The organism is Falsiroseomonas ponticola, assembly GCF_016805305.1.
Lineage (GTDB): Bacteria > Pseudomonadota > Alphaproteobacteria > Acetobacterales > Acetobacteraceae > Falsiroseomonas > Falsiroseomonas ponticola.
The window spans coordinates 108,889-135,743 of sequence record NZ_JAERQN010000010.1; the positions used below are offsets into that span (position 1 = coordinate 108,889).

Consider the following 26,855-nt stretch of genomic DNA (forward strand, 5'->3'; position numbering starts at 1 on the left):
CGCCCCGGTTCGCCGCGGCGGCCCCGCCGCAATCGGTTGTAACCGTTCGGAGTCTATTCACTTGATTCGGCCAGGGTGCCGGCCGCCAGCCTGGAGGTGCCCCGCCTTGCCCATCCTGTCGAAGCTCACCGGCCTGCGTGGCCGGCTTACCGCCCTGGCCGTCGTGCCGGCGCTGGCCGCGGTGCTGCTGACCGCCGCCAGCGGCTATTCCGCGCTGCTGGCCGTGCAGCAGGACCGGCAGCGCGCCGAACTCGCCGCCGCCAGCGACCGGCTGTCCACCGCGCTGGCCGACATCGCGCGGCAGATGCACGGCTATGCCGCCAGCCTGGCGCCGCGGCCGAACGTGGTCCAGGCCCTGTCGCGGGGCGATGCGCCGGCGGCGCAGCGGCTGATGGCGGATACCTTCGCCGCGATCCGCGCCGCGGACCCGACGCTGGAGGTGATCGAGGTGACGGATGCGCGCGGCCGGGTGCTGGCGCGCGGGCACCAGCCCACCCGCTTCGGCGACGACAAATCCATGGTGCCGGACGTGGCGGCGGCGCTGTCCGGGCGCCCGGGGCTCGGCAACGTCATGTCGCCGGCGACCAACGAACTCGCCATCGGGGCCACCCTGCCGGTGATGCAGGATGGGCGCGTGGTCGGGACGGTGAAGGCGGGCACGCGGCTCAGCGCCCATACCGCCACCATGCTGGGCGAGCTGGCGGGGGGCGAGGCGCTGCTCTTCGTCAATGGCGCGCTGCTGGGCTCCACCGTGCCGGGCATGACGGTGCAGTCCCTGCCGGCCGAGCTGCTGGCGGCGGCGCGGTCGGGCGGGTCCGCCGTGCCGCTGACGGTGCGGCTGGGCGACAAGGGCATCCACACCGCGGTGGTGGTGGGCGTGAAGGATTTCCAGGGCGAGGTGGTCGGCGCCGCGGTGCTGGCGGTTTCCGACCTGCCCTGGGCCATGGCGCGCACCGCCGCGCTGCTGCGCATGCTGGCGGTGGCGGCCGTGCTGGTTTCCGTGACGATGCTGGTGGGCCTTCTGGTGGCGGGGCGCATCGCCCGCCCCATGGTCGGCATGGCGGCGGCGATGGGCGACATCGCGGCGGAGCGTGACGAAGTCGCCATCCCCGGCGCGGGCCGGGCGGATGAGATCGGCCGCATGGCCAGCGCCCTGGCCACGCTGGCGGCGGCGGCGACCGAGAAGCGGCGCCTGGAGGCCAAGGCGGCGGAGGAGCGCGCCATCCAGCTGCGCCGCGCCGCGGCGGTGGAACGCCACACCGCCGATTTCGGCCGCAGCGTCGGCGGCGTGCTGGGATCGCTGGGGGAGGCCGCGACCGCGATGCGGGAGACGGCGGGCGGCATGGCCGCCAGCGCCCAGCAGACGGAGGCCGAGGCCGCGCGCACCGCCCAGGCGGCGGACAGCGCGGCCGGGGACCTCGGCACCGTCGCGGCGGCGGCGGAGGAACTCGCTTCCTCCGTCTCCGAGATCAGCCGCCAGGTGGCGACCGCGGCGATGGTGGCGCGGGAGACGGTGGAGCAGGCGACCGCGACGGATGCGCGGATGCAGGCGCTGACCGTGACGGCGGACCGCATCGGCGGCATCGTGCGCCTGATCTCCGACGTCGCGGGGCGCACCAACCTGCTGGCGCTGAACGCGACGATCGAGGCCGCGCGCGCCGGGGAGGCGGGCAAGGGCTTCGCCGTGGTGGCGGGCGAGGTGAAGGCGCTGGCGACCCAGACCGCCAAGGCGACGGAGGAGATCGCCGCCCAGATCACCGCCATGGAAAGTGCCACGCGCGGGGCGGCGGATGCCATGCAGGGCGTCGTCGCCTCCATCCGGCGGATGGACGAGGTCGCCGCCACCATCGCCGCGGCGGTGGAGGAACAGGGGGTGGCGACGAAGGAGATCAACCAGCGCGTCCAGTCCGTCTCCGGCAGCACGCGGGTGGTGACCGGGGCGATGGAGGAGCTGTCCTCCATCGCGCGCAATTCCGGCGCCGACAGCCGCGCCGTGCTGGGCGCGGCGGAGGGGCTGGTGGCGCAGGCGGCGACGCTGCGGCAGGAGGTGGACGGCTTCCTGGCCGCGATCCGCGCCGATACGGGGGAGCGCCGCCGCTTCGAACGCCTGCCCGCCCGCGGCAGCCGCGTGGGCCTGGTGCTGCCCGGCCAGGCGGAGCGGGCGGTGGAGCTGGTGGACCTGTCGGCGGGCGGCGCGGCGATGCGCTGCGCCCTGGAGCTGGCGCCGGGCACCGAGGTTTCGCTGACGCTGCTGCCCGGGCAGAAGCCGGAACCCGCGCGGGTGGTGCGGGCGGAAGGCGGCGTGCTGGCGGTGGTGTTCCGCGCCGCGCCGAGCGCGGCGGCGGAGCCGCTGCTGGACCAGCTGCGGGGCGTGAAGCGGGCGGCCTAGCTGGACGCCGTCTCGGGGTGGAACATCTCCTCCACCCCGAGGCGCCGGCGCGAGAGGTGCTGGGCGTGGGACCAGCGGGCGATCGCCTCCAGCTCCGCCCGGTTGGCGGCGATGCCATAGGTCCAGGGATCGGCGCCGAGGAGCGCCTTGGTCGCCGCCCATTCCTCCGCCAGGAAGGGCAGCATGAGGCTGAGCGAGGAATGGCGGAGATCGGCCTCCAGATCCGAGAGGCCGAGGCGGCGGGCCTGCTCGAAGGCGGCGTAGAGCTGGCCGGCCAGGCCGGGATGCCTGGCTGCGATCTCCTTCCGCAGGCCGATGACGTGCATGATCGGGTGGAAGCCGGTGCGGCGGTGATAGGCCGCGGCCGCCGCGCGCGGATCGGGGAAGAGGCGCAGCACGCGCGGATCGCCTTCGGCGAAGGCGAGGGGTTCCGTGGGCGAAAGGATGGCGTCGATCTCGCCGGCCAGCAGCGCGGCGTTGAGCGTCGAGCCCTCCGGCAGCGGGCGCACATCCATCCCCGGCGGGAGTTCGAGGGGCAGGCGTTCGCGGCGTCCCGCCTGGTTGGTGCCGGCGGTGCGCCAGCGGATCCCGTTCACATCGACGCCCTGGTCATCGGCCAGGATGCCGCGCAGCCAGAGGCCGAGGGTCATCTGGTACTCGGGGATTCCGACGCGCCGGCCCTCCAGCCCCTTGGCCTCCGTGATGCCGGCATCGGCGCGGAGATAGATGCAGCCGTGGCGGAAGGCGCGGGAGACGAAGGCGGGGATGGCGTCATAGGCGGCCTCGCCCCGCGAGACCTGGATGAGCTGGGAGGAGAGCGAGAGCTCCGTCACGTCGAATTCGGCGCGGGAGAAGGCGCGGGGGAAGCTCTGCTCCGAGTGGATCGGCACCGGCACCAGGCGGATGCCGGGCAGTGTCACGCGCCCGTCGAAGAGGGCGCGGACGCGGTCATAGGGGGCGCAGGCAACGGTGAGAATCAAGCCATGTCTCCTGGGGGCAGCCTGCGGCCGCCGAAGGCGGACGAGCGGCCGGATGGCTGCCGCCGCTCATGCGGCGAAGCCAGGCGAAGCGCCGGCGTCTGAGGGCGGATCGGCGACGATCCGCGGAGCCAAGGGCATCAGGTCGGGCGGGCGACGCGGCGGCCGATCTCCTGCGCGATGCGGGCCTGCTCCGCCACGAAGGGCGCGAAGCGGTCGGGCGGCATGGCGACGCCCTCCAGCCCGAGGTTGTCAAATTGCTGCATCACCTCGGGGTCCCGCACCGCGCTCGCGACGGCGCCGTGCAGGCGGTTGACCAGGGCGGGGGCGGCGCCGGCGGGCAGCCAGAGGCCGAACCAGTTCACCACCTCGAACCCCGCCAGGCCCTGTTCCTGCAGGGTCGGCACATCCGGCATGCCCTTCCAGCGCCGCGCGCCGGTCAGCGCGATGGCGCGCAGCCGCCCGGCCTGCACGTGCTGAAGCGCGATCTGCGTGCCGACGAAAAACATGTCGATGCGGCCGGCGAGCAGGTCCGTCGTCGCCTCCGCCACCCCGCGATAGGGGACGGAGAGGATATCCGTGCCCGTCATGGTCTTCATGAGCTCGGCCGGGATGTGGCTGGCGGTGCCGTTGCCGGCATTGGCGTAGGTCAGCGCGCCGGGCCGTGCCTTCGCCAGCGCCACCAGCTCCGCCAGGTTGGTGGCGGGGACGGAGGGGTGGACCACCAGCGCCTGGCCGAAATTCTGCGCGGCCAGCGTCACATGGGTGAAGTCCCGCACCGGGTCGTAGGTCACGTTGTCATTGAAGGGCGGGATGTTGGTGTGGCTGGCCGTGGTGAAGAGCCAGGTGAGGCCATCCGGCGGCGTGCGCGCGACATAGGCGGTGCCGACCAGCCCGCCGCCGCCGGCGCGGTTTTCCGTCACCAGCGTCTGGCCCAGCGTCGCCGACATCTTGGGCAGGATGGCGCGCAGGATCAGGTCCGGCGGGCCGCCGGGGGGCGAGGGCACGACCACGCGGACGGGGCCGCGCGCTTCCTGGGCGCTCGCCGTGCCGGCCAGCAGCGTGGCGCCGGCGAGGAGGGATCGGCGTCGGATCATCGTCTCGTCCTCAATCCGCGCGGATGCCGGCGCGGGCGATCAGGCCGCGGAAACGCTCCAGCTCGCTGGCGATCAGCGCGCGGAAGGCGTCGGGCGTGCGGGGGGCGGCGTCCGCCCCTTCCATCACCAGGCGCTGCTGGAGGTCCGGGTCGTTGAGCTGGCCGTTCACCGCCTCATTGATCCTCGCGATGATCGCGGGGGGCGTGGCGGCGGGGGCGACCAGGCCGTGCCACTGCACCATCTCGTAGCCTGGCAGCGCCTCCGCCACCGGGTTGATGCCGGGGATGGAGGCGGAGGGGCGCGCGGCGCTCATGCCCAGCGCCACCAGCAGGCGGTCGCGCACGCCGGGCAGCACCACGGGCGCGCCGGCGAAGGCGACCTTCAAGCGGCCGGCGAGCAGGTCCGCCAGCATCGGGCCGTTGCCGCGATAGGGAACGTGGATGAGGTCGATCCCCGCGGCGTCGCAGAAGCTGGCCATGGTGATGTGGGAGGCGCTGCCATTGCCGGCGCTGCCATATTCCAGCGTGCCGGGCCGCGCCTTGGCCAGCGCGATGAACTCCGCCGTGGTGCGGGCGGGGACGGAGGGGTGGATGGCGAGCACGCCGGGCAGGGTCGCCACCAGCGCCACGGGGGCGAAATCCCGCAGCACGTCATAGGGAATGTTGGGGTAGATGAAGGGGTTGACGGCCAGCGTGCCGACATGGCCCCACATCAGCGTGTGGCCATCCGGCGCGCTGCGCGCCACCTGGGCCGCGCCCACCGTGCCGCCGGCGCCGCCGCGGTTCTCCACCACCACGGGATGGCCGCCGAGTGCCTGCTGGAGCTTCGCCGCCAGCGGCCGCGCCAGCAGGTCGTTCGACCCGCCGGGCGGGAAGGGGACGACGATGGAGATGGGCCGGGACGGCCAGGACTGCGCCAGCGCCCGGTCGCCGATCGGGATCGTCGCCAAGGCGGGGGCGGCGAAGAGCAGGGACCGGCGGGCAAGCATGCGAATTCCTCCTTCTATCCCGGAAGAATTGCGGAGGACCCCGGGCCAGGGGAAGCCCCGGGGCGGGGTGGAACGTGACGGGTGTGACATTTAAGTCGCTAACCCGTTTAAGCCGATTATGCCGATTAGCCGCCTTTAGCACCGTTTTCGGGGGGGGTGCCGGGCGCGATGGGGCTGGTGGCGGAAGGAACATAGCCGGAACAGGGCGCCCCTGGCCAGCCTTTTCCGCCGCCTACCCAGGCCGCCGCCGCGTTGCTAGCATCGCCGCCCCAACCTCACAGGTGCGCCCATGGCCAAGATGCGGATCGAGGGATCCTTCGTCGCCCTCATCACCCCCTTCAACGCCGATGGCAGCGTCGATTTCGGCGGCTTCCGCACGCTGATCGACTGGCACGCGAAGTCCGGCACCTCCGCCGTGCTGATCATGGGCTCGACGGGCGAGGTCTCCATGCTGACGCCGGATGAGCGGCGGGAGATCGTGGAGAAGACCGCCGCCATGAAGGTGCAGGGCATGAAGATGTTCTATGGCTGCACGGGCACCAGCACGGCGGCGACCATCGCCTACCTCAAGCACGCCAAGGCCGCCGGCGCCGATGGCGCGATCCTCGCGGCACCCGCCTATATCTGCGCACCGGAAGATGACATCGAGGCCTTCTTCGCGGAATGCGCGGATGCGGTGGAACTGCCCATCGGCATCTACAACAACCCGCCGCGGGTGAAGTCCGACCTGCATTGGGACCACCTGCTGCGGCTGATGAAGCACCCGAACATCGTGGTGCTGAAGGAAAGCACGACGCGCGTCGGCCAGGTGGCGCAGGTCTGCGCCGCGAACCCCGATGCGACGATCATGTGCTGCGACAGCCCGAACCTGGGGCTGGTCGTGCCGACCATGTCGCTGGGTGGCCATGGCACGGCGAACATGACGGGCAATATCGACCCGGCGGGGATGGCGCGGCTCTCCACGCCCTGGGCGACGCCGGAGCAATCCGTCGTGTTCCGGGAGACCTACCTGCGGCTGCTGCCGCTGCTGCACTTCACCTACAGCGCCATCAACCCCGTGGCCGTGAAGTCCCTGATGAAGGCGGTGGGCCTGCCGGCGGGCGACCTGCGGCGGCCGCTGACGGGCCTCAAGCCGGACCACCTGGCGCGGGGCGTGGCGATCGTGAAGGCGCTGGGCCTCGATGCGCAGTATGGCTGGCGCTTGCCCGGCCAGGTGATGCCGCTGGCCGCGGAGTAGCCATCCGGCGTGCCTGACGGGGCTGCCCTTTCCCGCGCGCCGCTGCTGGCGGCGCTGGCGGCCCCGGACCTCGCCGCCCTGGCGGCGGTGGCGGAGGCGCGGCGCGTGCCCGAGGGCGCCGCCCTGTTCCGGCGGGGGGATGCGGGCGATGGCCTCTGGGTGCTGACGGCCGGCGAGGTGCGCATCCGCGTGGAAAGCGCGGAGGGGGCGGAGGTGGTGCTGAACCACCTCGGCCCCGGGGAGGCGGTGGGGGAGGTGGCGCTGCTGGATGGCGGCGCGCGATCCGCCGATGCGGTGGCGGCCAGCGCCGTGGAGGCCGTGTTCCTGCCGCGCGAGGCCGCGATGGGCGTGCTGGCGCCGCGCCCGGATGCGCTGCTGCGGCTGCTGGGGGTGCTCTGCGGCAAGCTGCGCGCGGCGAGCCGCCAGGTGGAAAGCGCCGCCGATGGCGCGCTGCGCCAGGCCCGGCTGCATGACGCGGCGCTGGAGGAGGCGACCGACCGCAACCCGCTGACCCGCCTGCCGGGCAACCAGGCGGTGCGCCAGGCGGTGGAGCGGCTGGGCGCGGCGGCGCCGGTGCCGCGCGCGCTCTGCTACCTCGACCTGGATCACTTCAAGCCGTTCAACGACGCCTTCGGATTCCGGACGGGGGACGAGGCGCTGTTCCTCTGCGCCACCGTCCTGCGGCGGCATTTCGCGGGGGTGCCGGGGTGCTTCATCGGGCACATCGGCGGGGACGATTTCTTCGCGGGATTCGAGGAGGTGGAGGGGGCGGCGCTGGCGGCGCGGCTTTCGGCCTTCCGCGAGGCCTTCATGAGCGAGGCGGCGGGGGCGTTCTACAGCGCGGCAGACCGCGCCGCCGGGAGCATCGCGGGGAAGGACCGGGAGGGGCGGGCGCGGCGGTTTCCGCTGCTGGGGTGCTCGATTGCGGTGCTGGAACTGTGCGCGGGAGAGGGGGCGGGGGCGGAGGTGATCGGGGCGCGGATTGCGGGGTTGAAGACGGCGGCGAAGGGGGCGGTGGGGGGGATTGCGAGAAGCGGGGTGTGAGGGGGTGACTGTGGGTGGTCAGGCAATGTCTGGGTTGGGCGGGAAGCAGACGTTCCGGTGTCATTCAGAGACGGGCTGTAAGCCGCCCCCCCCTCGCTCCTCGGCCTGACACCGCACTTATCGGTTGCCGACGAAACGACCTCGTGGTGCGATGTGCCTGGCGCGGGAGGACGTTTTCCATGAGGTGGCTGGTCGCGTTGTTTCTTGTAGGCGCATCGCTTCAATGCGCGCCATCTTTCGCGCAGCAAGGCAACTCGTCCGGCATCGTTCGACTGCCACCAGTAGCGGGTAGTGGGAATGCAGTTTGTCCAGACGATGCAACACTTCGAGGAATGGACATTGTCCGGGGCACGGTCCAATGCTCAATCGACGGCAATGACTGCTATATCAGCATTGATACTGGACAAGGCGCCGGCATTCGACGGACCACAGACGCTCATCTGTGCTCCGCGTGGCTCGCGGTACCGCAGAATAGGCCGGCAAGCCCATTAGATCGCCTCCTCCGGGAGCACGCCGGATATTTTACACAGAATGGATACGTGCCGCTTTCCACCTCTGCCGGCGAGATGGTCGGAAACATATACGACGGTCGGACAAGGCGTTTGTTGGCGTTTGGGACTGACTGCTTTCCCGGGCTCTCGCCTCGGGTCGATTACCACGAGATCCCCAACATGAGCGGCTTCACTACCAGAGCTCTCGCCGCCTCCCTCGGGGTCGGCGACCGCGCTCAGGTAGCCGGAAGTGGCTTGGAGGATCGAAGGTATGAGATATCGTTTTCGGAGGCGCGCAGGGTATCCGCATCGCCCGTTCAGCTTCGCCTCGCGCTGCGGGAGCGTGGCATTCGCGAATGCGACTTCGCACGCGCCTTCCTGAACGCATTTAATCCAAACTCCTCATCTGCCAGGACGATGAGCTTCTTGAACACACGCGACGCGCCCATAGTCATCGGCGCAGTCATTTACGCGCGCCGCACCGTAAAGGTGTTCGCGCGCAGCCGCGCGGACGCGGAAGTGCAACTGACCCTCTTCCAGCGGTTCTTGCAATTTGTGGGACTACGGGCGGCCGTTAATCTTGCGCAGGGAGATCAAGTCGAAATCGTTGCGGATGGAGTGGTGCCGGTGGCGTATCAGCCTCTCTTTGCGGCAACGATCGCCGACACGGGTTGGCCGATCCGCGTGCAGGTGAACTTCGAGCCGGGGTCGGACAGCTTCCGGCGGGCTTTCCTCGATCAGATCGGGGTCGAGGACTAGGGCGCATCTCCTCACCTGCGGGCAACAGCGAGGTGCGCCGCCACCATCCGAGCGAAGTTGCCGCGCGAGAAGTCAGCGAAGGTCGCCCGCCGATGCCGCTTGCATGGCGGGTGCAATGGCTTCGGCGGAGACCGGGTTCGAGGCCTTGCAGACCTGCGAAGCTGGCCGGCGATCTCCTGACGGCTTGGGCCCGGGATCGCCGAGGGCCGCATGCAGGCAGTGCCGATTGCATCGGCCTCGGCACGCGTGCACTGGCGACACTGCGCGAAGCGGTCGCTCACCTTCGACAGCGCGAGGGCCAGCGCGAAGCGCATCAGGATCACCATGCTGCCGCGATGCTCATCGCGCCGACGTTGCGGCGAACTACCAGAGGGGCGCGCGCAACATCAAGACGATGGCGAACCGGCCTGCCCGAGCCCAAGGGCGACGAAAGAACCCATCACCGTGAACTTGCGTCTAGGTCCGCTTCGGGTCGAAAGCTGACGCTCCTCGATTGTCGAAAGGCGGCCCCTGGGCCCATGCTGCCCCCCAAAGGAGACGGGGGAAGCGACAAATGCGCAAGATGTTGACCGTCGCGTTGGCCGCCGCATGCTTAACGACCCCCACCGCCGCCCAGGACTGGCCCACCCGCCCCGTCCGCCTCCTCGTCGGCTTCCCCGCCGGCGGCCCCACGGACATCCCCGCCCGCATCATCGCCGACCAGCTTCGCGCCCGCCTCCCGCAGCCCGTGGTGATCGAGAACCGCACCGGCGCCGGCGGGCGCATCGCGCTGGACCATGTGATGTCCCAGCCGAGGGACGGGCACACGCTGCTGGTCTGCACCTATATCGATGCGCTCAACACGCTCGGCACCGCGCGGCCCTATCCGCTGTCGGACCTCGCGCCGATCTCCCAGATCACGCGCGCCTATTACGCGCTGGTGGTGCCGAACAGCCTGCCCGCGCGGGATGCGCGGGAATTCGCGGCGCTGGCGGCGGCGCGGCCGGAGGCGGTAGCCTTCGGGCATGTCGGCGGGGCCTCCATGCCGAACCTGGTGGCGCGGATCTTCGAGGGGCTGGTAGGCGCGCGGATGGTGGAGGTGCCGTATCGCGGCACGCCGCCGGTGCTGCAGGATCTCATCGCGGGGCGGTTGCAGCTCTTCGTCGGGCCGCTGGTGAACACCATGCCGCTGGCGCAGGCGGGGCAGGTGAGGGCGATCGGGATGACCAGCCCCGAAAGGCTGGCGGTGGCGCCGGAGGTGCCGACACTCCGGGAACAGGGGATCGACTTGGTGGCGCAGGGCTGGCTCGGCATGTGCGGGGCCAGCGGCATCCCGGCGCCGGTCGTCGCCACGGTGAACCGGCTGGTGGTGGAGGCGGTGGCGAGCCCGGAATACCGGGCGGCGGTGGAGGGGACCGGGGCGGGGGCGGTCTCCTCCTCGCCGGAGGCGCTGGGGCGGCTGATGGAGGAGACGGTGGCGCAGTACCGGGGGGTGATCCGGGGGTTCAACATCCCGCTGGACTGACGTCAGCCGCCCCGCTGGTCCACCGAAACTGAAGAAAATCCGCGATCCAGGCGGTCCAGTTGGAAGCGGGTGGGGGCGTCCTCGGGCAGCAGCGCGGCGAGGCGGGTGAAGGCGGCGCGGGCGGCGGCGGCGTCCCCGGCCCGCAGCGCGGCCATGCCCTCCTCCCAGGCGGCGCGGGCCTCCGCCGGGGCGTCCCAGGGGGAATGGACATCGACGGCGGCGGCGCGGCCGCGGGCGGCCAGGCGGCCGAGGTGGCGGAAGCGCTCCGGCGGCTGCGCGGCGGCGGTTTCCGCATCCAGCAGCACCGTGGTGCCGAAGATCTTGTTGGCCTGTTCCAGGCGCGCGGCCAGGTTCACCGCATCGCCATGCGCGGTGTAGTCCAGCACGCGGCCGCCGCCGACATCGCCGACGATCGCGACGCCGGTCGCGATGCCGACGCGCGTGATGCCGAAGCCCTCGGCCTGGTGGCGGCGGGCGAAATCCTGGCCGTATGCGGCCAGCGCGATGCCGCAGGCGGTGGCCTGGCGCTCATGCCCCGGCTGGTCCAGCGGCGCGCCGAACATGATGTGCAGCGCATCCCCCACCACCTTGTCGAGCGTCCCGCCATGGCGGCCGATGATCTCCGCGGCACCGGCGATGTAGGCATCGAGAAGGGCGATGAGGGCGGCGGGGCCGCTGCGCTCCACCAGCGTGGTGAAGCCCGCGATGTCGGTGAAGACGAAGCTCATCCGCCGCGCCTCGCCGCCGATGCGCACCAGGCCGGGTTCGCGGGCGATGCGGGCGACGAGGGCCGGGGGCAGGGATTGCGCGAAGCGGGCGACCAGGCGCGCGCGGCTGGCGCGCGTCGCGATGAAGGCGGCCAGCGCCGCGGCGCCGGCGGGGGCCAGCAGCGCGGCCAGCGGCAGCAGCGGGTCCGCCAGCAGCATGGTGCCCGACAGCAGCGCCAGCACGGCGGCCGGCACGCCCAGCAGCGCCGCGAATGCCAGCCCCGCGAGCGCCAGCGGCGGCAGGGCGGCCCCGGCGGCGGCGGCGGCCAGGCCGAGCGCGGCGGCGGCGGCGATCTCCGCGCCGGGCAGCCAGGCGGGGCGAAGGGGCAGCCACAGCGTCAGGGCCTGGGCCAGCGCCTCCGCCTGGATGCGGATGCCGGGCACCAGGGGGGCGAAGCCGGTCTCCCGCAGCGCGCCGAGCTCGGGGGCGGTGCCGCCCAGCAGCACGATCCGGCCCTGGATGGCCTCGGGCGGGACGCCGCCCGCCAGCAGCGCGGCGGCGGAGACGCCGGGCAGCGGCGCGCCGGGATGCAGGCGGATGGAGAGCGTGCCGTCCAGCGGCAGCGCCACGCCGGGCAGGCGCAGCGCGGGATCCGCCGCCGCCAGCAGGGGCGTCGATCCGCCGAGCGCCAGGCGCAGCGCCTCCAGCACCAGGCCCGGGCGCCATTCGCCGCCCGCCTGCACCAGCAGCGGCACGCCGCGCACGCGCCCGCCTTCGAGGGAGGCGGCCCCATGGCCCGGCGCGGCGCCGACCAGCGCGGGCAGGGCGGTGGCGGCGCCGGGGGCGGAGAGGGGCGCGAGGGCGCCGGGATCGCCGAGCAGGGCGAGGCCGCCGGGCGCGGCGGGGGGCGGCGTCGGCTCCGGCGCCAGCAGGAAGCCGATGGCAATGGGGGCGCGGGCCAGGGCGGCGGCGAGCGTCGCGTCATGGTCGGGCAGCGCAGCGGCACGCTGGCGGAGTGATTCGGACTCCTCCTCCGGCAGGCTCTCCGCCAGGCGGCGGGCGAGGGCGGCGGGGGCGGCGCGGTCCGGGCCCTCGAACAGGATGTCGGTGGCGATGGCGGCGGCGCCGTGGAGGCGATCGAGCAGCGCGGCGATGCGGTCCCGCGGCCAGGGCCAGGGGCCGAGGCTGGCCAGGCTCTCCCGGTCGATCGCCACCACCAGCACGGGGGGCGCGGGGCCGGGGCGGGGCCAGGCGGCGAGCAGCGCATCCAGCGCCAGGTCGCGGGCGGCGCCGAAGGGCGCGGGCAGCAGCAGGCGGAGCGCGAGGAGCAGCGCGGCGGTGGCGGCGCCCCAGCGGAAGGCCCTCAGGGGGAGAGGCCCACCTGCGCCAGGGCGCGGGCGATGCGGGCGGGCGCCCAGGGCGCCGGCGCTTCGGGCACGCCGCCGGTGATGTCGGTGCCGAGACCCGCGGGCAGCGTCACCAGGCGCCCGCCGGCGGAGACCGCGGCCTCGCCCCGCGCGACGAAGACGGCGAAGGTTCCGTCCATCTCGCCCGCCCAGAAGGCGGTGCCGCGCACGCCGATCAGCGCGGCGGGGGAGATGATGGCGACGGGGGCGCGGGGGGCGGTTTCGGGCCGGCTGAACCAGAGCGAGCCGGCGGCGCGGCGCAGCACGGTGCCGGCGCCGTCGCGGGGCGCTTCCGGCACGCTGTCCAGCAGCAGGCGGGAGAGGGCGCCGAGGCGGAGTTCGATGTCGCCGGCCAGCCGCGCCAGCAGCCGCGACTCGGCGCCGGTGACGAGCGTATCGCCCTCCCCCAGCGGGGCGGCGGGGGCGAGGGGGCGGGTGGCGCCGGGGCGTTCGGCGCGGGCGGTGCCGGTGACTTCCACCGCTTCCCCGATCCGGCGGGGCGCGGGGCCGGCGGCGCCGAGCAGCAGGGCGGCGGCGGCCAGGCCTCGGCGACGGAGTGGGTGCAGCATGGATGCAGCCTTGCCGTTGCGGGGGCGGAGTATCGCGCGGAAGGCGCGGCGCGGCCAGGGCTGCCGCTTGCGGGAGGGCGGCTTGCCGCTGCCCGGTTTTGTCGATAAAAATTCGGGGCGGGGGCGCTTTGCCGCCCAATCCGGCACGCCCCCCTCCTTCACGCCGCACTCCGTCACGAGGAACCGTCGCATGCGTCTGCTCAGCTTCATCGAGAACGGGCGCAGCGCGCCGGGCGTGCGGATCGGGGATGAGGTGGTGCCGGTGGGCGACCTCGCCGGCTTCCCGACGGACATGCTGGAGATCCTGGGCCTGGGGACCGAGGGCCTGGCGAAGCTGGCGGCGGCGGCCGCGGCGGCGCCGGCCTCCGCGCGGCGGAAGCTGTCGGGCCTGACGCTCGGCATGCCGATCCCGCGGCCGGGCAAGGTGGCCTGCATCGGGCTGAACTACGCGCTGCATGCGAAGGAGGGGGGCAACCCCATCCCGGACTACCCCGCGATGTTCCTGCGCGTGCAGACCAGCCTGGTGGGGCCGGACCAGCCCATGCTGCGGCCCAAGGTCTCCGACAAGCTGGACTACGAGGCGGAGCTGGCGATCATCATCGGCAAGCGCGCGCGCTGCGTGAAGCAGGCGGATGCGCTGGACTACGTCGCCGGCTATTCGCTGTTCAACGACGGCTCCGTGCGCGACTACCAGCGCAAGTCCACGCAGTGGACCATGGGCAAGAACTTCGACGCCACGGGCGCCTTCGGGCCGGAGATCGTGACGGCGGACGAGCTGCCGCCGGGCGCCAGCCCGCTGCGCATCTGCGCGCGCGTGGATGGCCAGACGGTGCAGGACAGCACGACGGGCGACATGATCTTCAGCGTCGCGCGCGCCGTCGAGATCATCTCCGAGGTCATGACGCTGGAGCCGGGCGACGTGATCGCGACGGGCACGCCGTCGGGCGTCGGCTATGCGCGCAAGCCGCCGCTGTTCCTGGCGCCGGGCAAGGTGGTGGAGATCGAGGTCGAGGGCATCGGCGTGCTGCGCAACACCATCGCGGACGATCCCGCCTTCGCCTGAGACCAGCGTCCGGGAAGACCGACCGGCGGCCGGCGTCAAGCCGGCCGAGGCCGCGACTGCGGCCCGCCGCCAGTGCGGCGAAGCCAAGCCGGCGGAGCCGGCGCATCACGCCGCAGGCGTGCCTTCGGCACGGCGTCTGAGGGCATGCCAAAGGCTTCGATCCCTTCCCCGCGCGCGCGGGGTGGGGATATGCTTCGCTCCCTCAACGAAGAACGATGATGGGGGGAGCGTGACCATGGGGCGCATCATCATGGGCCGCCGCGCCGTGTTCGGGGCGGCGTCGGGCCTGCTGGCGGCGCCGGCGTCGGGATGGCTGGCGGCGCCGGCCCTGGCGCAGGCGCCCTGGCCGGACAAGCCGGTGCGCATCCTGGTGGCCTTCCCGCCCGGCGCCAGCACGGATGTGCTGGCCCGCGCGCTGGCGAATGCGCTGGCCCCGGTGCTCGGCCAGCCCGTGGTGGTGGAGAACCGGCCCGGCGCGGGCGGCAACATCGCCACCGTCGCCGTGAAGCGCAGCGCGCCGGATGGCGGCACCTTCCTGGCCCATTCCGTCGCCTACGCCGTCAACCCATCCCTGTTCCGCAACGCGGGCTACGACGCGGTGGCGGATCTGGAGCCGGTGGCGATGCTGGCCAGCACGCCCAACATCATCACCGTGAACCCCGACAGGCTGCAGGTCGCGAATCTCGGCGAGCTGGTGGCGGCGGCGCGGACGCGGCCGCTGGACTACGGCTCCTCCGGCATCGGGACGACGACGCATCTCGGCATGGAATTGCTGTTCCGCAGCCTGGCGCGGGTGGAGGTGCAGCACGTCCCCTTCGGCCCCGCCCAGGCGGTGACGGCGGTGGTGGGCGGCCAGGTGCCGATCGGCAGCACCAGCCTGCCGCCGGCGCTGCCCATGGTGCGGGATGGCCGCCTGCGCGGCATCGCCGTGACCAGCCTGCGGCGCGACCCCGCGCTGCCGGAGGTGCCGACGGTGGCGGAGCAGGGCTATCCGGGGTTCGAGGCGCTGACCTGGTTCGGGCTGATGGCCCCGCCCGGCACGCCCGCCGCCATCACCGACCGCATGAATGCCGAGATCAACAAGGCGCTGACCGCGGCGGAGACGCGCGGGCGGCTGGATGCCATGGGCTTCGTGCCGGATGCGCGCAGCCGCGCCGCCTTCGCGGCCTATCTGGGGGAGGAGGTGACGAAATGGGCGGGCGTGGTCCGCGCCTCCGGCGCCTCCGCGGAATGAGGGAAGGCGGCCGGGCTTAACCGGCGCTTCACCGCTGCATGGCTAAGCCGCCTGGCCCAAGCGCCAGAAAGGCCAATCCATGTCCGAACGCCCCACCCGTGGCCCGCGCCGTGCCGGCCGTGCCGCGTGGCTGCTGCTGTCCGTCTCCGCCCTTGCCATCCTCGCCGCCGGGCCGCGCGATGCGGCGGCGTCGATCGCCACCTTCTTCGACAGCATCGCCGAAGGCCGCACGGATTTCGACAACCGGGTGACGGCGGCCGGCGGCACGGTGAACATCGACCTGCTGAGCGGGCTGACCACCAACCAGACGAGCTGGGCGCGCAGCGCCTTCACCATCACCTCCGGCGACGGCACCACGCGCAGCACGCGCACCTCGAGCTTCCAGAACATCCAGGGGCCGAGCGGCACCTTCAACAGCGGGGATGCCATCCGGATGGAGGCATCATCCGCGAACCCGCCGGGCAGCGGCCTCGTCTTCACCTTCGCCACCCCGATCAACGCCTTCGCGGTGGAGCTGGAGGGCTGGGCGACCTGCTGCTACCCGAGCGCGCTCTACATCGCCTTCGATGGCGGCACGCCGATCCTGATCGGCAGCGCCAACCAGCGATCCGACAATCCGGGCGATGCGCGCTACGGCCAGGTGATGAACATCGTCGCCGCCATCAGCGACAGCGGCACCTTCACCACCGTCGCCTTCTATGGCGAGGCGAGCGGCGACACGATGTTCGGCGGCGGCACCGTGCGCTACGCGGTGGTGCCGATCGGCGGCCTGTCCGGCGGTGGCGGCGGCGGCGGCGTGATCGATGGCAGCCGTGCCTCCTTCAACGAAGGCGACAGCGCCGCGCAGGCCGGCACCGTGACCTTCCGCGGCGGCACCTTCCGGCCGACCGCCCGCGTGGTGCTGGTGCAGCCCGTGGTGGTGGAGGCGACGAACGGCGTCATCGACACCTCCCAGGGCGCGGTGGTGCTGATGGGCAACATCACCGGCGACGGGCAGCTGCAGGTGACGGGCGGCGGGCTGCTGACGCTGCAGGGCGAGGTGCAGAACAGCGGCGGCGCGCAGGTGCAGCAGGGCACGCTGTCCGTGCAGGGGCAGTTCGCGGGGCCGGTGGTGGTGATGGCGGGCGCCACGCTGATGGGCGGCGGCACCGTCGGCGGCCCCACCACCATCGAGGGCACGCTCTCCCCCGGCAGTTCGCCGGGGATCATGACCTTCACCGCGCCGGTGACGCTGGGCGCGGGGTCCACCACGCGGATCGAGATCGACGGGCCGGGCACCGGCACCGGCAACGGATCGCATGACCAGATCCTGGTGACGGGCGCGGGCAACACGCTGACGGCGGGCGGCACCATCGCGCCCGTGCTGCGCGGCATCGGCGGCGCGGCCGACAACACCTTCAACCCCGTCATCGGCCAGCGCTTCCGCGTGATCCAGGCGGAGGGCGGGCTGCTGGGCAGCTTCGCGGGGCTGACGCAGCCCGCGGATGGCCTGCCGGCCGGGTCGCGCTTCGATGCGATCTACGGCGCCAATACGCTGGACCTGGTGCTGACGCCGGCGCGCTACGCGGATCTCTCCGCGCTCGGCGTCGGGCAGCGGGTGAACCAGCGCGCCACCGGCGCGGCGGTGGATGCCATCCGCCCGGCGGCCGGGCCGCGGATGACGGGCGACGCGGCCGATGTCTTCGGCGCGCTCTATGCCCTGCCGGCCAGCGCCATCCCCGCGGCGCTCGACCAGCTCTCCGGCGTGGTGCATGCGGATGCGCTGGCGGCGTCGCTGGCGCATCGGCGGCTGTTCGGCGCCGCCACCGGGCAGCGCATGGCGGCGATCCGCAGCGGCGATGCCGGGCTGGTGGCCGCGCAGGGCGCGCTGGCGCCGCGCGTGGCGCTGGACAGCGCGCGCATCGCGCGGATGTCCGCCATGCCCGGCGCCGGCGTCGGCGTGGATGGCCTGGGCGGCGATGGCGAGGAGGCGCGCGCGGGCGATGGCGGCGATGGCGCCTTCGGCCTGGCGGGCTGGTCCCTCTGGGGCCGGGCGCTGGGCAGCTGGGGCAGCACGGGCAGCGACGGCATCGCGCCGGGCTACAGCCGGCAATCCGGCGGCGCGCTGGTCGGCGCGGACCGCGCCTTCGCGCCCGGCCTCGCCGGCGGCATCGCGCTGGGCTTCCTGCGCGGCCAGGTGGATGGCGATGGCGCGACGGGCGAGGTGCGGATCGAGAGCTACCAGGCGAGCCTCTACGGCGTCTATGCGCCGCCGACGGAGGCCGCCTGGAAGCCCTTCCTGGACGTCACGCTCGGCACCGGGCTCAGCCGCTACGATGCGCGGCGGACCATCGCCTTCGGCACCCTGTCGCGCCGCGCCACCGCGGACAGCCAGGGCACGGATGTGACGGCGGAGGCGGGCATCGGCGTGTCCACCCGGATCGAGGGGATCGAGGTGGAGCCGCGGCTGCACCTGCGCTGGGACCGCATCGCGCGGCGCGGCTTCACGGAGACGGGGGCGGGGTCGCTCAACCTGGCCGTCGATGGGCGCACGGCGGATGCGCTGCGCGCGGGCATCGGCATCTCCGCCGCGAGGAGCTTCGAGCTGGGCGATGGCGTGCGGCTGCGGCCGGAGGCGCGGATCGGCTATGCGCGGGAGATGCAGGACGGGCTCGGCCGGTCCACGCATCGCCTCGGCGGCGCGGCCTTCGGCGTGGAATCCGCGCGCCTCGGCCAGAACGGGCTGAGCGGTGGCATCGGCATCACCGCCTTCCGCGGCGACCGCTTCGCGGTGGTGGCGGATTACGACGCGGTACGCAGCGACCGCGGCACCGACCATGTCGCCACCATCGGGCTGCGCTGGGTGTGGTGATCAGCGCGCGTACTTCCTCTCCATCGCGCGCTCAGCGCGCGTACTTCCTTTCCATCGCGTAGTAGGCGTTGAAGCCGACGCGGTCGTAGAGTTCCTCGAAGGGCAGCAGCCGGTCCGGGCCCGGGTGCTGCCCTTGCGCCATCAGGGCCAGCGCATCCTGCTGCGCGCGGATCACCACGTTCAGCAGCGTGACGCCGAGCAGCAGGATGTCGTAGCCGATCGCCTCCGCCTGGGCGGGCGTGAGGAAGGGGCGGCCGGGCTTCTCGACCTGGGCCAGCATGGTGGGCGTGCTGCCGGTGACGCGGTGCAGCGCCTCCATCTCCTGCGTCGATTGCGGGGCCTCGAAATAGACGATGTCGGCGCCAAGCTCGGCGAAGGCCTGGGCGCGCCACAGCGCCTCCTCCAGCCCGACCGCGGCGCGGCTGTCGGTGCGGCCGATCACCAGCAGGTCGCCGCCGGCGCGGCGGATGGCGTCGCGCGCATCGAGCGCGGCGCGCAGGCGCATGATGGCCTCCTCGCGCGGCGCGACCTCCAGCCCCTGGGCGAAGCCGCAGCGCTTGGGGAAGACCTGGTCCTCGATCATCACGCAGGCGAAGCCGGCCTGGTGGTAGCCCGCGATGGTCCGGCGGACATTCACGGGATTGCCGAAGCCGGTATCGGCATCGCCGATCACGGGGATGGGGCTGGCGGCGCAGACCTCCCGCCCCGCATCCAGCATCTCCCGGTAGGAGATCAGGCCCGCATCGGGCAGGCCGAGCCGGGCGGCGGAGACGGCGTAGCCGGAGAGGAAGGCGGCGGGCAGGCCGGCGCGGGCGATGAGGCGCGCGCCCATCGCATCATGGCAGCCCGGCACCACGGCGATGCCGGGCGCGTCGAGCACCGCGCGCAGCCGCGCGGCGGGGGAGGGGACGGGCCCCTCTTTCTCCGGGTCGAGCATGGTCGTTCTCCTCCGTCCGGCCATGCTGGCAGCGGCGCCGGTGTCGTGGAAGTGTCACGCCAGGGCCGCGCGCGGTTGGTCTAGATGACCGGCCGTGCAACGAGGGAGCGCGCCGTGAGGTTCGAGGTGATGGAGATCGAGGGGCAGGCCCGGAAGATCGTGCTGGGGGGGCGGCTGGATACCGGCACGGTGGGGGAGGTGGAGACCCCCTTCACGGCGACGCTGGCGGCTTCCGGCCGCGGCGCGGTGCTGGACCTGACGGGGCTGGAGTTCCTGTCCTCGCTGGGCATCCGGCTGCTGCTGTCGGGCGCGCGGGTGGTGGCGCGGCGTGGCGGAAAGGTGGTGCTGTTCGGCGCCCAGCCGATGGTGGCGGAGGTGCTGGTGGCCATGGCGCTGGACCAGGTGCTGCCGCTGGTGGCGACGGAGGAGGAGGCGCTGGCGAGGCTGGCGGCCTGATGCTGCGGCTTTCCGTCCCCCCCGGCCTGGCGGCGATCGCGGCCGCGCAGGCGGCGATCGAGGCCTGGGCGCGGGAGGCCGGGCTTTCCGCGGCCGCGACCTATCGCCTGGCGCTGGTGGCGGAGGAGCTGCTGGCCAACCTGGCCATGCATGGCCGATTCGCGGGCGAGCCGCCGGCCGCCCGCCTGAGCGTGGAGGCGGCGGAGGGGGGCGCGGTGCTGGTCATCGAGGATGCGGCGGCGCCCTTCGACCCGTGGGAGGCGCCGGTGCCGGCGGCGCCGTCCCTGGCGGATGACCGGGTGGGGGGGATGGGGCTGGCGCTGGTGCGGAAGATGGCGGCCAGCCTGGAATACGGCCCGGCCGGGGCGGGGTGGAACCGGACCCGGGTGGGCATTGCCGGGGGGTGAAGGCACCGACAACTGGCCGGCTTGTCGGGGCGACTGTCATCGAAGCTTCATCGAACTGCAATCGGCTGGTCGTCTCCGGCGCCTAGAAGCCGCGTGACCGCGGCGCCCTTCTCAGCGCGCGGAGCACAGATTGCGGAGAGAGACACGTGGACAGGCGGCATTTCCTGCTCGGTACCGGCGCGGCCCTCGGGGCCGGCCTGCTTCCCGCGCGGCACGCCCTGGCGCAGCAGGCGGCCATCACGGGCGCGGGCGCGACCTTCCCCAACCCGGTGTACCAGAAATGGGCCGAGGCGGCCCGCGCGGCGACCGGCATCGCGGTGAACTACCAGTCCGTCGGCTCCGGCGCCGGGATCAACCAGATCCGCAACCGCACGGTCGATTTCGGCGCGACGGACGCGCCGCTGACGGCGCAGCAGCTGGCGGAGGGCAACCTGCTGCAATTCCCCTCCGTCATGGGGTCGCTGGTCGCGATCGTGAACATCCCGGGCATCGAGAACGAGCAGCTGAAGCTGACGGGCGAGGTGATCGCGGACATCTACCTCGGCAAGATCACGCGCTGGAACGATGCGCGGATCACGGCGCTGAACGCGGGCCTGGCGCTGCCGAACCTGGCGATCGCGCCGGCCTACCGGGCGGACGGGTCGGGCACGACCTTCGTGTGGGTCAGCTACCTGTCGGCCGTGTCGGAGGAGTTCCGCAACCGCGTCGGCGTCGGCACCTCCGTCCGCTGGCCGGCGGGCACGGGCGCGCGGGGGAATGAGGGCGTGGCCGGCACGGTGCGCAACATCCGCGGCGCCATCGGCTATGTCGAGAATGCCTATGCCATCACGAACCGGCTGGTGACGACGCAGCTGCGCAACAAGGCCGGCAACTTCGTGAAGCCGACGCATGAGGCCTTCGTCGCCGCGGCGGCGAGCGCCGACTGGAACGTGCCGGGCTTCGCGCCGAGCCTGATCGACCAGGGCGGCGCGGGCACCTGGCCCATCGTCTCCCCCACCTACATCCTGCTGCCGACCAACCCGCAGGACGCCGATCGCAGCCGCAACGTGATGCGCTTCTTCGACTGGGCCTTCCGCAACGGCGCGAACCTGGCGCAGGAGCTGGAATACATCCCGCTGCCGGGCACGGTGCATGACGTGATCCGGGCGGCCTGGCGCGACCAGGTGAAGGTCAACGGCCAGGCCGTCTGGACCGCCTGATCCCCGGATCGGAGACGGCGCGGCGGGGAGGGATCCCCGCCGCGGCGGGATGAGGAGCCTCCGCTTGCAGCAGTCCATCACGCTTTCCCCGAACGCGGTGCCGAGGCCGGCGCGGCGTTCGGGCAATCTGGGCGACGCGATCTTCGCCGCCGCCTGCCATGCCGCGGGCGGCTTCGTGCTGCTGCTGCTGGGCGGCATCATCATCGAGCTGTTCATCGGCGGCCTGCCCGCCTTCCGCGCCTTCGGCCTGCCCTTCATCTGGTCCACCGAATGGGACCCGGTGCAGGAGGTGTTCGGCGCCGGCGTTTCCATCTACGGCACCATCGTGACGGCGGTGCTGGCCATCCTGCTGGCGGTGCCGGTGGCCTTCGGCGTCGCCTTCTACCTGACCGAACTGGCGCCGCCCTGGCTGCGGCGGCCGGTCGGCACGGCGGTGGAGCTGCTGGCGGCGGTGCCCAGCATCATCTACGGCATGTGGGGCTTCTTCCTGATCGCGCCGCTGATGGCGCAGCATGTGCAGCCCGCCGTGATCGACAGCATCGGCGAATGGCCGCTGATCGGGGAGCTGTTCCAGGGCCCGCCCTTCGGCACCGGCATCTTCACCGCGGCGCTGATCCTGGCGATCATGATCCTGCCCTTCATCGCCGCCACCATGCGCGACGTGTTCGAGCAGGTGCCGGCGGTGTACAAGGAAAGCGCCTATGGCCTCGGCTGCACGACGTGGGAGGTGATGAAGGGCGTGGTGCTGCCCTATACCCGCGTCTCCGTCGCCGGCGGCATCATGCTAGGGCTGGGCCGCGCGCTGGGTGAGACGATGGCCGTGACCTTCGTGATCGGCAACGCCAACCGGATCTCGAGCTCCCTGTTCGGGCCGGGCAACACCATCGCTTCCGTCGTCGCGCTGGAATTCGGGGAGAGCGAGACGGGCAGCCTCAAGCTCTCCGCCCTGCTGGCGCTGGGCTTCATCCTGTTCGTGCTGTCCTTCGTGGTGCTGGCGCTGTCGCGCTGGCTGCTGCGGTCGCGGATCAAGGGGTAGCGCCGATGAGCATGACCATGGCATCCGGCCCCGCCAAGGACCGCACGGTGGCGGCGGCGCTGGGGCGGCGGCGCAAGCGCGCGGACCTGATCGTGCGCAGCCTGTCCTACGCCGCGACGGCGATCGGGCTGGTGTTCCTGGCTTCCATCCTCGTGACCCTGTTCTACAAGGGCTTCGGGGCGATGAACCTGTCCGTCTTCACGGAGGTGACGCGGCCGCCGGGTTCGCAGGGCGGGCTGCTGAACGCGATCGTCGGCAGCCTGATGCAGGTGGGGCTGGCGACGCTGATCGGCACGCCGATCGGCATGCTGGTGGGCACCTACCTGGCGGAATATGCGCGCGGCTCGGCCTTCGGCAACGCGGTGCGCTTCGTCAGCGACATCCTGCTCTCCGCGCCCTCCATCCTCATCGGCCTGTTCGTGTACCAGCTGCTGGTGCTGCCCTTCGGCGGCTTCTCCGGCTGGGCGGGGGTGGCGGCGCTGTCCATCATCATCATCCCGATCGTGGTGCGCACGACGGAGGACATGCTGGCGCTGATCCCGAACACGCTGCGGGAGGCGGTGATCGGGCTTGGCGCGCCGAAGTGGAAGATGATCGTGCTGGTGTGCTGGCGGTCCGCGACGTCCGGCATCATCACCGGCGTGCTGCTGGGCATCGCGCGCATCGCCGGCGAGACGGCGCCGCTGCTGTTCACCAGCCTCGGCAACAATGCCTGGTCCACGGACCTGACCGGGCCGATGCCGAGCCTGCCGATCACCATCTATTCCTACGCCGGATCGCCCTTCCAGGACTGGATCGAGCTGGCCTGGGCGGGCGCGCTGCTGATCACGCTGGCGGTGCTGGCCTTGAACATCCTGGCGCGCAGCGTGCTGCGGCGCCGCACATGACGGGACCGAAACCCATGAGCTCCACCGACGCGCCGGCCGCGCCCGCGCAATCCTTCGGCGGCATGCAGGCGCGATCCTCCGCCGCCATCAACCAGGCTTCCCGCATCTCGGTGCGCAACCTCGACTTCTTCTACGGGACGAACAAGGCGCTGAAGGGCGTGAACCTGGAACTGCCGGACCGGCAGGTGACGGGCATGATCGGGCCTTCCGGCTGCGGCAAGTCCACGCTGCTGCGCGTGCTGAACCGGATGTACAGCCTCTATCCCGGCCAGCGGGCGGAGGGCGAGGTGCTGATGGAGGGGCGCAACATGATCGCGCCCGATGTCGACCTGAACGAGCTGCGCTCCAAGGTCGGCATGGTGTTCCAGAAGCCCACGCCCTTCCCGATGACGATCTACGAGAACATCGCCTTCGGCATCCGGCTGCATGAGCGGCTGACCAAGTCCCAGATGGACGACCGGATCGAATGGGCGCTGTCCCGCGCCGCGATCTGGGGCGAGGTGAAGGACCGGCTGCAATCCAGCGCCATGGGGCTGTCGGGCGGGCAGCAGCAGCGGCTGTGCATCGCGCGCACCATCGCGGTGCGGCCGGAGGTCATCCTGTTCGACGAGCCGACCAGCGCGCTCGACCCGATCTCCACCCTGAAGATCGAGGAGCTGATCGACGAGCTGAAGCGCGACTTCACCATCTGCATCGTGACCCACAACATGCAGCAGGCCGCGCGCTGCGCCGACCAGGTGGCCTTCTTCTACCTGGGCGAGCTGGTGGAGGTGGCGCCGGCCGCGCAGCTTTTCACGGCGCCGCGCGAACGCCGCACGCAGGAATACATCACCGGCCGCTTCGGCTGAGCGGGAGGGCAGGATCATGCCGATGGACAAGGGCGAGCATATCGTCCGCAGCTACGACGAACAGCTCCGCCGCCTGCGGGACATGGTGGCCCGCATGGGCGGCCTGGCGGAGCGCCAGGTGAATGACGCGACGGTGGCGCTGACGCGGCGCGATGCCACGCTGGCGGCCGAGGTGATCGGCCGCGACGCGGCGCTCGACCAGCTGGAGCGGGAGATCGAGGCCTTCTGCATCCGCATCCTGGCGACGCGCCAGCCCATGGCGGGCGACCTCCGCTTCATCGTCGCGGCCATGAAGGTGGCGCACAACCTGGAGCGGATCGGGGACTACGCCCGCAACGGCGCCAAGCGCAGCATCGTCATCTCCCAGCAGCCGACCATCGGCAGCCTGAACGGCTTCACCCGCATGGCGCGGCTGGTGCAGGAGAACCTGAAGCTCGCCATCGATGCGCTGGTGAATGACGATGCGGAGGCCGCGCAGCGCGTCTGGGCGGCGGATGAGCCGGTGGACGATGTCTACAACGGCATCTTCCGGGAGATGCTGACCTTCATGATGGAGGATCCGCGCAACATCACCGCGGCGACGCATCTGCTGTTCATCGCCAAGAACCTGGAACGCATCGGCGACCACGCGACCAACATCGCGGAGACCGTGCATTACGCCGTGCGCGGCGACAGCCTGCCGGAGGACCGGCCCAAGGCCGATGCCTCCGCCTACGCCGTCGTCCGGCCACCCGAGTGAGGGAGACCGCCATGCCCGACGCCCTTGGCAGCCTGGCCAAGCCCACCATCCTGGTGGTGGAGGACGAGGCGCCGCTGCTGACGCTGCTGCGCTACAACCTGGAGAAGCAGGGCTTCCGCGTGGAGGAAGCGACCGATGGGCAGGAAGCCCTGCTGCGCGTCGCGGAAGGCAAGCCGGACCTGATCCTGCTGGACTGGATGCTGCCGCAGCTCTCGGGCCTCGAGGTCTGCCGCCAGATCCGCCGGCGGCCGAACACGCGCGACCTGCCGATCATCATGGTGACGGCGCGCACCGAGGACCAGGACGCGGTGCGCGCGCTGGATACCGGCGCGGACGACTACATCGCCAAGCCCTATGTCATGGACGCGCTGCTGGCGCGCATCCGGGCGCTGCTGCGGCGATCCGGCGCGGTGCCGGTGAAGGGGCGCCTGACCTATGCCGACCTGGTCATGGACCAGGACGCGCATCGCGTGACGCGCGGCAACCGGTCCCTGCATCTCGGCCCGACCGAATACCGGCTGCTGGAGTTCTTCCTGAGCCATCCCGGCCGCGTCTTCACCCGCGAACAGCTGCTGGACGCCGTCTGGGGCCGCGACATCCATGTGGAGCCGCGCACGGTGGACGTGCATATCCGGCGCCTGCGCAAGGCGGTGAACGGGGAGGGGGAGGCGGACATCATCCGCACCGTCCGCTCCGCCGGCTATGCGCTGGATGTGGAGGAATAGGAATGGCGGACCGGTCGCTTGACCGGTCCGAGCGCCCGAATGGGCGCCGCCGCTTTTGCGTCACGCCGCAGGCGTGCCTTCGGCACGACGCGTCTGAGGGGCCCGAAGCGGTCACGCGCGGGGCCATTGCAAAGCTCACGGCTCGTCCGGTGCGCGGTAGAGGGAGGTGAGGGCCAGGCGGCGCAGCGTGTTGCGGGCCAGGGCCTCGATCTCCCGCCGGTCGGTGGTATCGGGGTCCACCGTCATCCAGGCCGCGGACAGGCGGCGCCAGAAGACGGAGATGTCGAGCAGCCGGTCGCGATAGCCATCCTGTTCCAGGATGAGGCGCGTCGGCGCTTCCAGCGGCAGGGGGCGGCGCATCGCCTCCTCCGCCGCCGCGGTGATGGCGGCGCTGGCCTTTCGCGGGCGGCTGATCTGCGGCAGCAGATTGTCCATGGCGCGGGTCAGCAGGCCGCCGCCCACCCAGCCGCGATCGGCGCCGAGCGTCTGGCGCGTGCGGATGACCACCTTCTCCATCGCCGCGTAGTCGGGCTGCGCGGCGGCGGTGGCCAGCACGCGGGCATGGGCATTGGCCAGGCGCTGCAGGCGGCGCGCCAGCGGCGCCACCGTCGCCATGGGGAAGCCGAAGCGGGTGATGCAGCGGGCGACCGCGGCCTCGAACATCCCGGGGCCGGGGGGGACGCGGCGCATCGCCTCCGCCAGCGCCTGCCCTTCCTCCCCGGCCTGGCCGGCGAGCCGTTCGACCATGGCGGTGGTGGCGGCGTAGAGGTGGTGCTCCTCCGGCACCTCCTCCTCCTCATCCAGCAGGGGGCCGGGCAGGGGGTCCCCGGGGATGATGCGTTCCACGCAGCGCAGCGCGGCCGGCACCAGGCGCAGCAGGCGGAAATCGCGGCTGCCGGGGGCGAGGTCGAAGAGCTGGTGCGCCGTCTCGATATCCACCAGCAGGCGGAGATGGGCGAAGGACCGCACCACGGCGATGCCGCCGCTGGCATCGCGTTCGAATCCGAGCCCGGCTTCGTGCATCCAGGGGGCGTGGAAGGTGAAATGCGTGGGGGGCCAGACCTCCCCGGCCTCGGCGCCGGGGAAGGCCACGGGGTCGAAATGCCGCGGGTCCGGCAGCGCCGGCCGCGATGGCATGGCGACGGCGCCAGGGGCCTCGGCGGCCGTGGCGTGGGAGACCGGCAGGGGGCTGGCTTGATCGGGCACGGTCGCAAGATGCGGGACGGAAGGTTAACGGAAGGTGGCGACACAACCGGAATGCGAGTGGCGTTTCCGTGTGGTCGAAAACGCCCCGGCCGGGCGCC

General features: G+C 72.4%; 24 protein-coding genes. 16 read left to right on the forward strand and 8 right to left on the reverse strand.

Annotation, left to right across the window (positions count from 1 at the left end; all coding sequences use genetic code 11):
• Positions 1-106: 106 nt before the first annotated feature.
• A complete protein-coding gene (locus JJI54_RS24375; protein WP_203076017.1) occupies positions 107-2,389 on the forward strand; it encodes a methyl-accepting chemotaxis protein in 2,283 nt (760 codons plus the stop codon).
• Here JJI54_RS24375 and JJI54_RS24380 read toward each other — a convergent pair.
• From JJI54_RS24380 to JJI54_RS24390, 3 genes are all read right to left on the reverse strand, one after another.
• Positions 2,386-3,369, reverse strand: a complete 984-nt coding sequence (locus JJI54_RS24380; protein WP_203076018.1) for a substrate-binding domain-containing protein — start codon at positions 3,367-3,369, stop codon at positions 2,386-2,388. The genes JJI54_RS24375 and JJI54_RS24380 overlap by 4 nt on opposite strands.
• A 137-nt stretch (positions 3,370-3,506) precedes the next feature.
• Positions 3,507-4,463, reverse strand: coding sequence for a tripartite tricarboxylate transporter substrate-binding protein (locus JJI54_RS24385; protein WP_203076019.1), 957 nt, complete (start codon positions 4,461-4,463; stop codon positions 3,507-3,509).
• A gap of 10 nt (positions 4,464-4,473) precedes the next feature.
• The gene (locus JJI54_RS24390; protein WP_203076020.1) at positions 4,474-5,451 is read right to left on the reverse strand and encodes a Bug family tripartite tricarboxylate transporter substrate binding protein; all 978 of its coding nucleotides are present in this window, start codon (positions 5,449-5,451) and stop codon (positions 4,474-4,476) included.
• A 289-nt stretch (positions 5,452-5,740) separates the two neighbouring features.
• Between JJI54_RS24390 and JJI54_RS24395 the strand changes: the two genes are divergently transcribed.
• The 3 genes from JJI54_RS24395 to JJI54_RS24405 all read left to right on the forward strand — a co-directional run bounded on the left by JJI54_RS24395 (position 5,741) and on the right by JJI54_RS24405 (position 8,982).
• Positions 5,741-6,688, forward strand: a complete 948-nt coding sequence (locus JJI54_RS24395) for a dihydrodipicolinate synthase family protein (RefSeq protein ID WP_203076021.1) — start codon at positions 5,741-5,743, stop codon at positions 6,686-6,688.
• 9 nt (positions 6,689-6,697) lie between these two features.
• Positions 6,698-7,732 (forward strand): cyclic nucleotide-binding domain-containing protein, encoded by a 1,035-nt coding sequence (locus JJI54_RS24400; protein ID WP_203076022.1) that lies wholly within the window; start codon positions 6,698-6,700, stop codon positions 7,730-7,732.
• A 671-nt stretch (positions 7,733-8,403) separates the two neighbouring features.
• Complete coding sequence (locus JJI54_RS24405; RefSeq protein WP_203076023.1) at positions 8,404-8,982, forward strand: hypothetical protein; 579 nt, start codon at positions 8,404-8,406, stop codon at positions 8,980-8,982.
• 11 nt (positions 8,983-8,993) lie between these two features.
• Here JJI54_RS24405 and JJI54_RS24410 read toward each other — a convergent pair whose 3' ends face one another.
• Positions 8,994-9,308 (reverse strand): hypothetical protein, encoded by a 315-nt coding sequence (locus tag JJI54_RS24410; protein ID WP_203076024.1) that lies wholly within the window; start codon positions 9,306-9,308, stop codon positions 8,994-8,996.
• 227 nt (positions 9,309-9,535) lie between these two features.
• Between JJI54_RS24410 and JJI54_RS24415 the strand changes: the two genes are divergently transcribed.
• Positions 9,536-10,486, forward strand: a complete 951-nt coding sequence (locus JJI54_RS24415; protein WP_203076025.1) for a Bug family tripartite tricarboxylate transporter substrate binding protein — start codon at positions 9,536-9,538, stop codon at positions 10,484-10,486.
• A 2-nt stretch (positions 10,487-10,488) separates the two neighbouring features.
• On the opposite strand, the gene JJI54_RS24420 is transcribed toward JJI54_RS24415, so the two are convergent.
• Together JJI54_RS24420 and JJI54_RS32415 are read right to left on the reverse strand one after the other, a co-directional pair.
• Positions 10,489-12,612 (reverse strand): adenylate/guanylate cyclase domain-containing protein, encoded by a 2,124-nt coding sequence (locus JJI54_RS24420; RefSeq protein WP_226382090.1) that lies wholly within the window; start codon positions 12,610-12,612, stop codon positions 10,489-10,491.
• Positions 12,558-13,169: a FecR family protein gene (locus JJI54_RS32415; RefSeq protein ID WP_264177213.1), complete on the reverse strand. Its 612-nt coding sequence runs from the start codon at positions 13,167-13,169 to the stop codon at positions 12,558-12,560. The genes JJI54_RS24420 and JJI54_RS32415 overlap by 55 nt, the downstream gene beginning before the upstream one ends.
• Before the next feature lie 190 nt (positions 13,170-13,359).
• On the opposite strand from JJI54_RS32415, the gene JJI54_RS24425 reads away from it, so the two are divergent.
• The 3 genes from JJI54_RS24425 (at position 13,360) to JJI54_RS24435 (ending at position 18,317) form a co-directional block, all read left to right on the forward strand.
• Positions 13,360-14,232, forward strand: coding sequence for a fumarylacetoacetate hydrolase family protein (locus tag JJI54_RS24425; RefSeq protein WP_203076027.1), 873 nt, complete (start codon positions 13,360-13,362; stop codon positions 14,230-14,232).
• Between the two features lie 235 nt (positions 14,233-14,467).
• On the forward strand, positions 14,468-15,466 hold the full coding sequence (locus JJI54_RS24430) for a tripartite tricarboxylate transporter substrate binding protein (protein ID WP_203076028.1): 999 nt from the start codon (positions 14,468-14,470) through the stop codon (positions 15,464-15,466).
• Positions 15,467-15,545: 79 nt separating this feature from the next.
• On the forward strand, positions 15,546-18,317 hold the full coding sequence (locus tag JJI54_RS24435; protein WP_203076029.1) for an autotransporter family protein: 2,772 nt from the start codon (positions 15,546-15,548) through the stop codon (positions 18,315-18,317).
• A gap of 31 nt (positions 18,318-18,348) precedes the next feature.
• Here the strand turns inward: JJI54_RS24435 and JJI54_RS24440 are convergent, their stop codons facing one another.
• Positions 18,349-19,254: an isocitrate lyase/PEP mutase family protein gene (locus tag JJI54_RS24440; RefSeq protein ID WP_203076030.1), complete on the reverse strand. Its 906-nt coding sequence runs from the start codon at positions 19,252-19,254 to the stop codon at positions 18,349-18,351.
• Between the two features lie 114 nt (positions 19,255-19,368).
• On the opposite strand from JJI54_RS24440, the gene JJI54_RS24445 reads away from it, so the two are divergent.
• The 8 genes from JJI54_RS24445 (at position 19,369) to phoB (ending at position 25,551) form a co-directional block, all read left to right on the forward strand.
• Complete coding sequence (locus JJI54_RS24445) at positions 19,369-19,710, forward strand: STAS domain-containing protein (RefSeq protein WP_203076031.1); 342 nt, start codon at positions 19,369-19,371, stop codon at positions 19,708-19,710.
• A complete protein-coding gene (locus JJI54_RS24450; protein ID WP_203076032.1) occupies positions 19,710-20,117 on the forward strand; it encodes an ATP-binding protein in 408 nt (135 codons plus the stop codon). The genes JJI54_RS24445 and JJI54_RS24450 overlap by 1 nt, the downstream gene beginning before the upstream one ends.
• A 146-nt stretch (positions 20,118-20,263) precedes the next feature.
• Positions 20,264-21,316 carry a phosphate ABC transporter substrate-binding protein PstS gene (gene pstS / locus JJI54_RS24455; RefSeq protein WP_318987571.1) on the forward strand — a complete coding sequence of 351 codons (1,053 nt, stop codon included), beginning with the start codon at positions 20,264-20,266 and terminating at the stop codon, positions 21,314-21,316.
• A 49-nt stretch (positions 21,317-21,365) separates the two neighbouring features.
• A complete protein-coding gene (pstC, locus tag JJI54_RS24460) occupies positions 21,366-22,352 on the forward strand; it encodes a phosphate ABC transporter permease subunit PstC (RefSeq protein ID WP_203076033.1) in 987 nt (328 codons plus the stop codon).
• 5 nt (positions 22,353-22,357) lie between these two features.
• Positions 22,358-23,239 carry a phosphate ABC transporter permease PstA gene (gene pstA / locus JJI54_RS24465; protein ID WP_203076034.1) on the forward strand — a complete coding sequence of 294 codons (882 nt, stop codon included), beginning with the start codon at positions 22,358-22,360 and terminating at the stop codon, positions 23,237-23,239.
• A gap of 62 nt (positions 23,240-23,301) precedes the next feature.
• Positions 23,302-24,087 (forward strand): phosphate ABC transporter ATP-binding protein PstB, encoded by a 786-nt coding sequence (gene pstB / locus JJI54_RS24470; protein WP_203076156.1) that lies wholly within the window; start codon positions 23,302-23,304, stop codon positions 24,085-24,087.
• Positions 24,088-24,103: 16 nt separating this feature from the next.
• Positions 24,104-24,826 (forward strand): phosphate signaling complex protein PhoU, encoded by a 723-nt coding sequence (gene phoU / locus JJI54_RS24475; protein WP_203076035.1) that lies wholly within the window; start codon positions 24,104-24,106, stop codon positions 24,824-24,826.
• 11 nt (positions 24,827-24,837) lie between these two features.
• Positions 24,838-25,551, forward strand: a complete 714-nt coding sequence (gene phoB, locus JJI54_RS24480; RefSeq protein WP_203076036.1) for a phosphate regulon transcriptional regulator PhoB — start codon at positions 24,838-24,840, stop codon at positions 25,549-25,551.
• Between the two features lie 135 nt (positions 25,552-25,686).
• Here the strand turns inward: phoB and JJI54_RS24485 are convergent, their stop codons facing one another.
• The gene (locus tag JJI54_RS24485) at positions 25,687-26,757 is read right to left on the reverse strand and encodes a hypothetical protein (protein ID WP_203076037.1); all 1,071 of its coding nucleotides are present in this window, start codon (positions 26,755-26,757) and stop codon (positions 25,687-25,689) included.
• Positions 26,758-26,855: the final 98 nt, after the last annotated feature.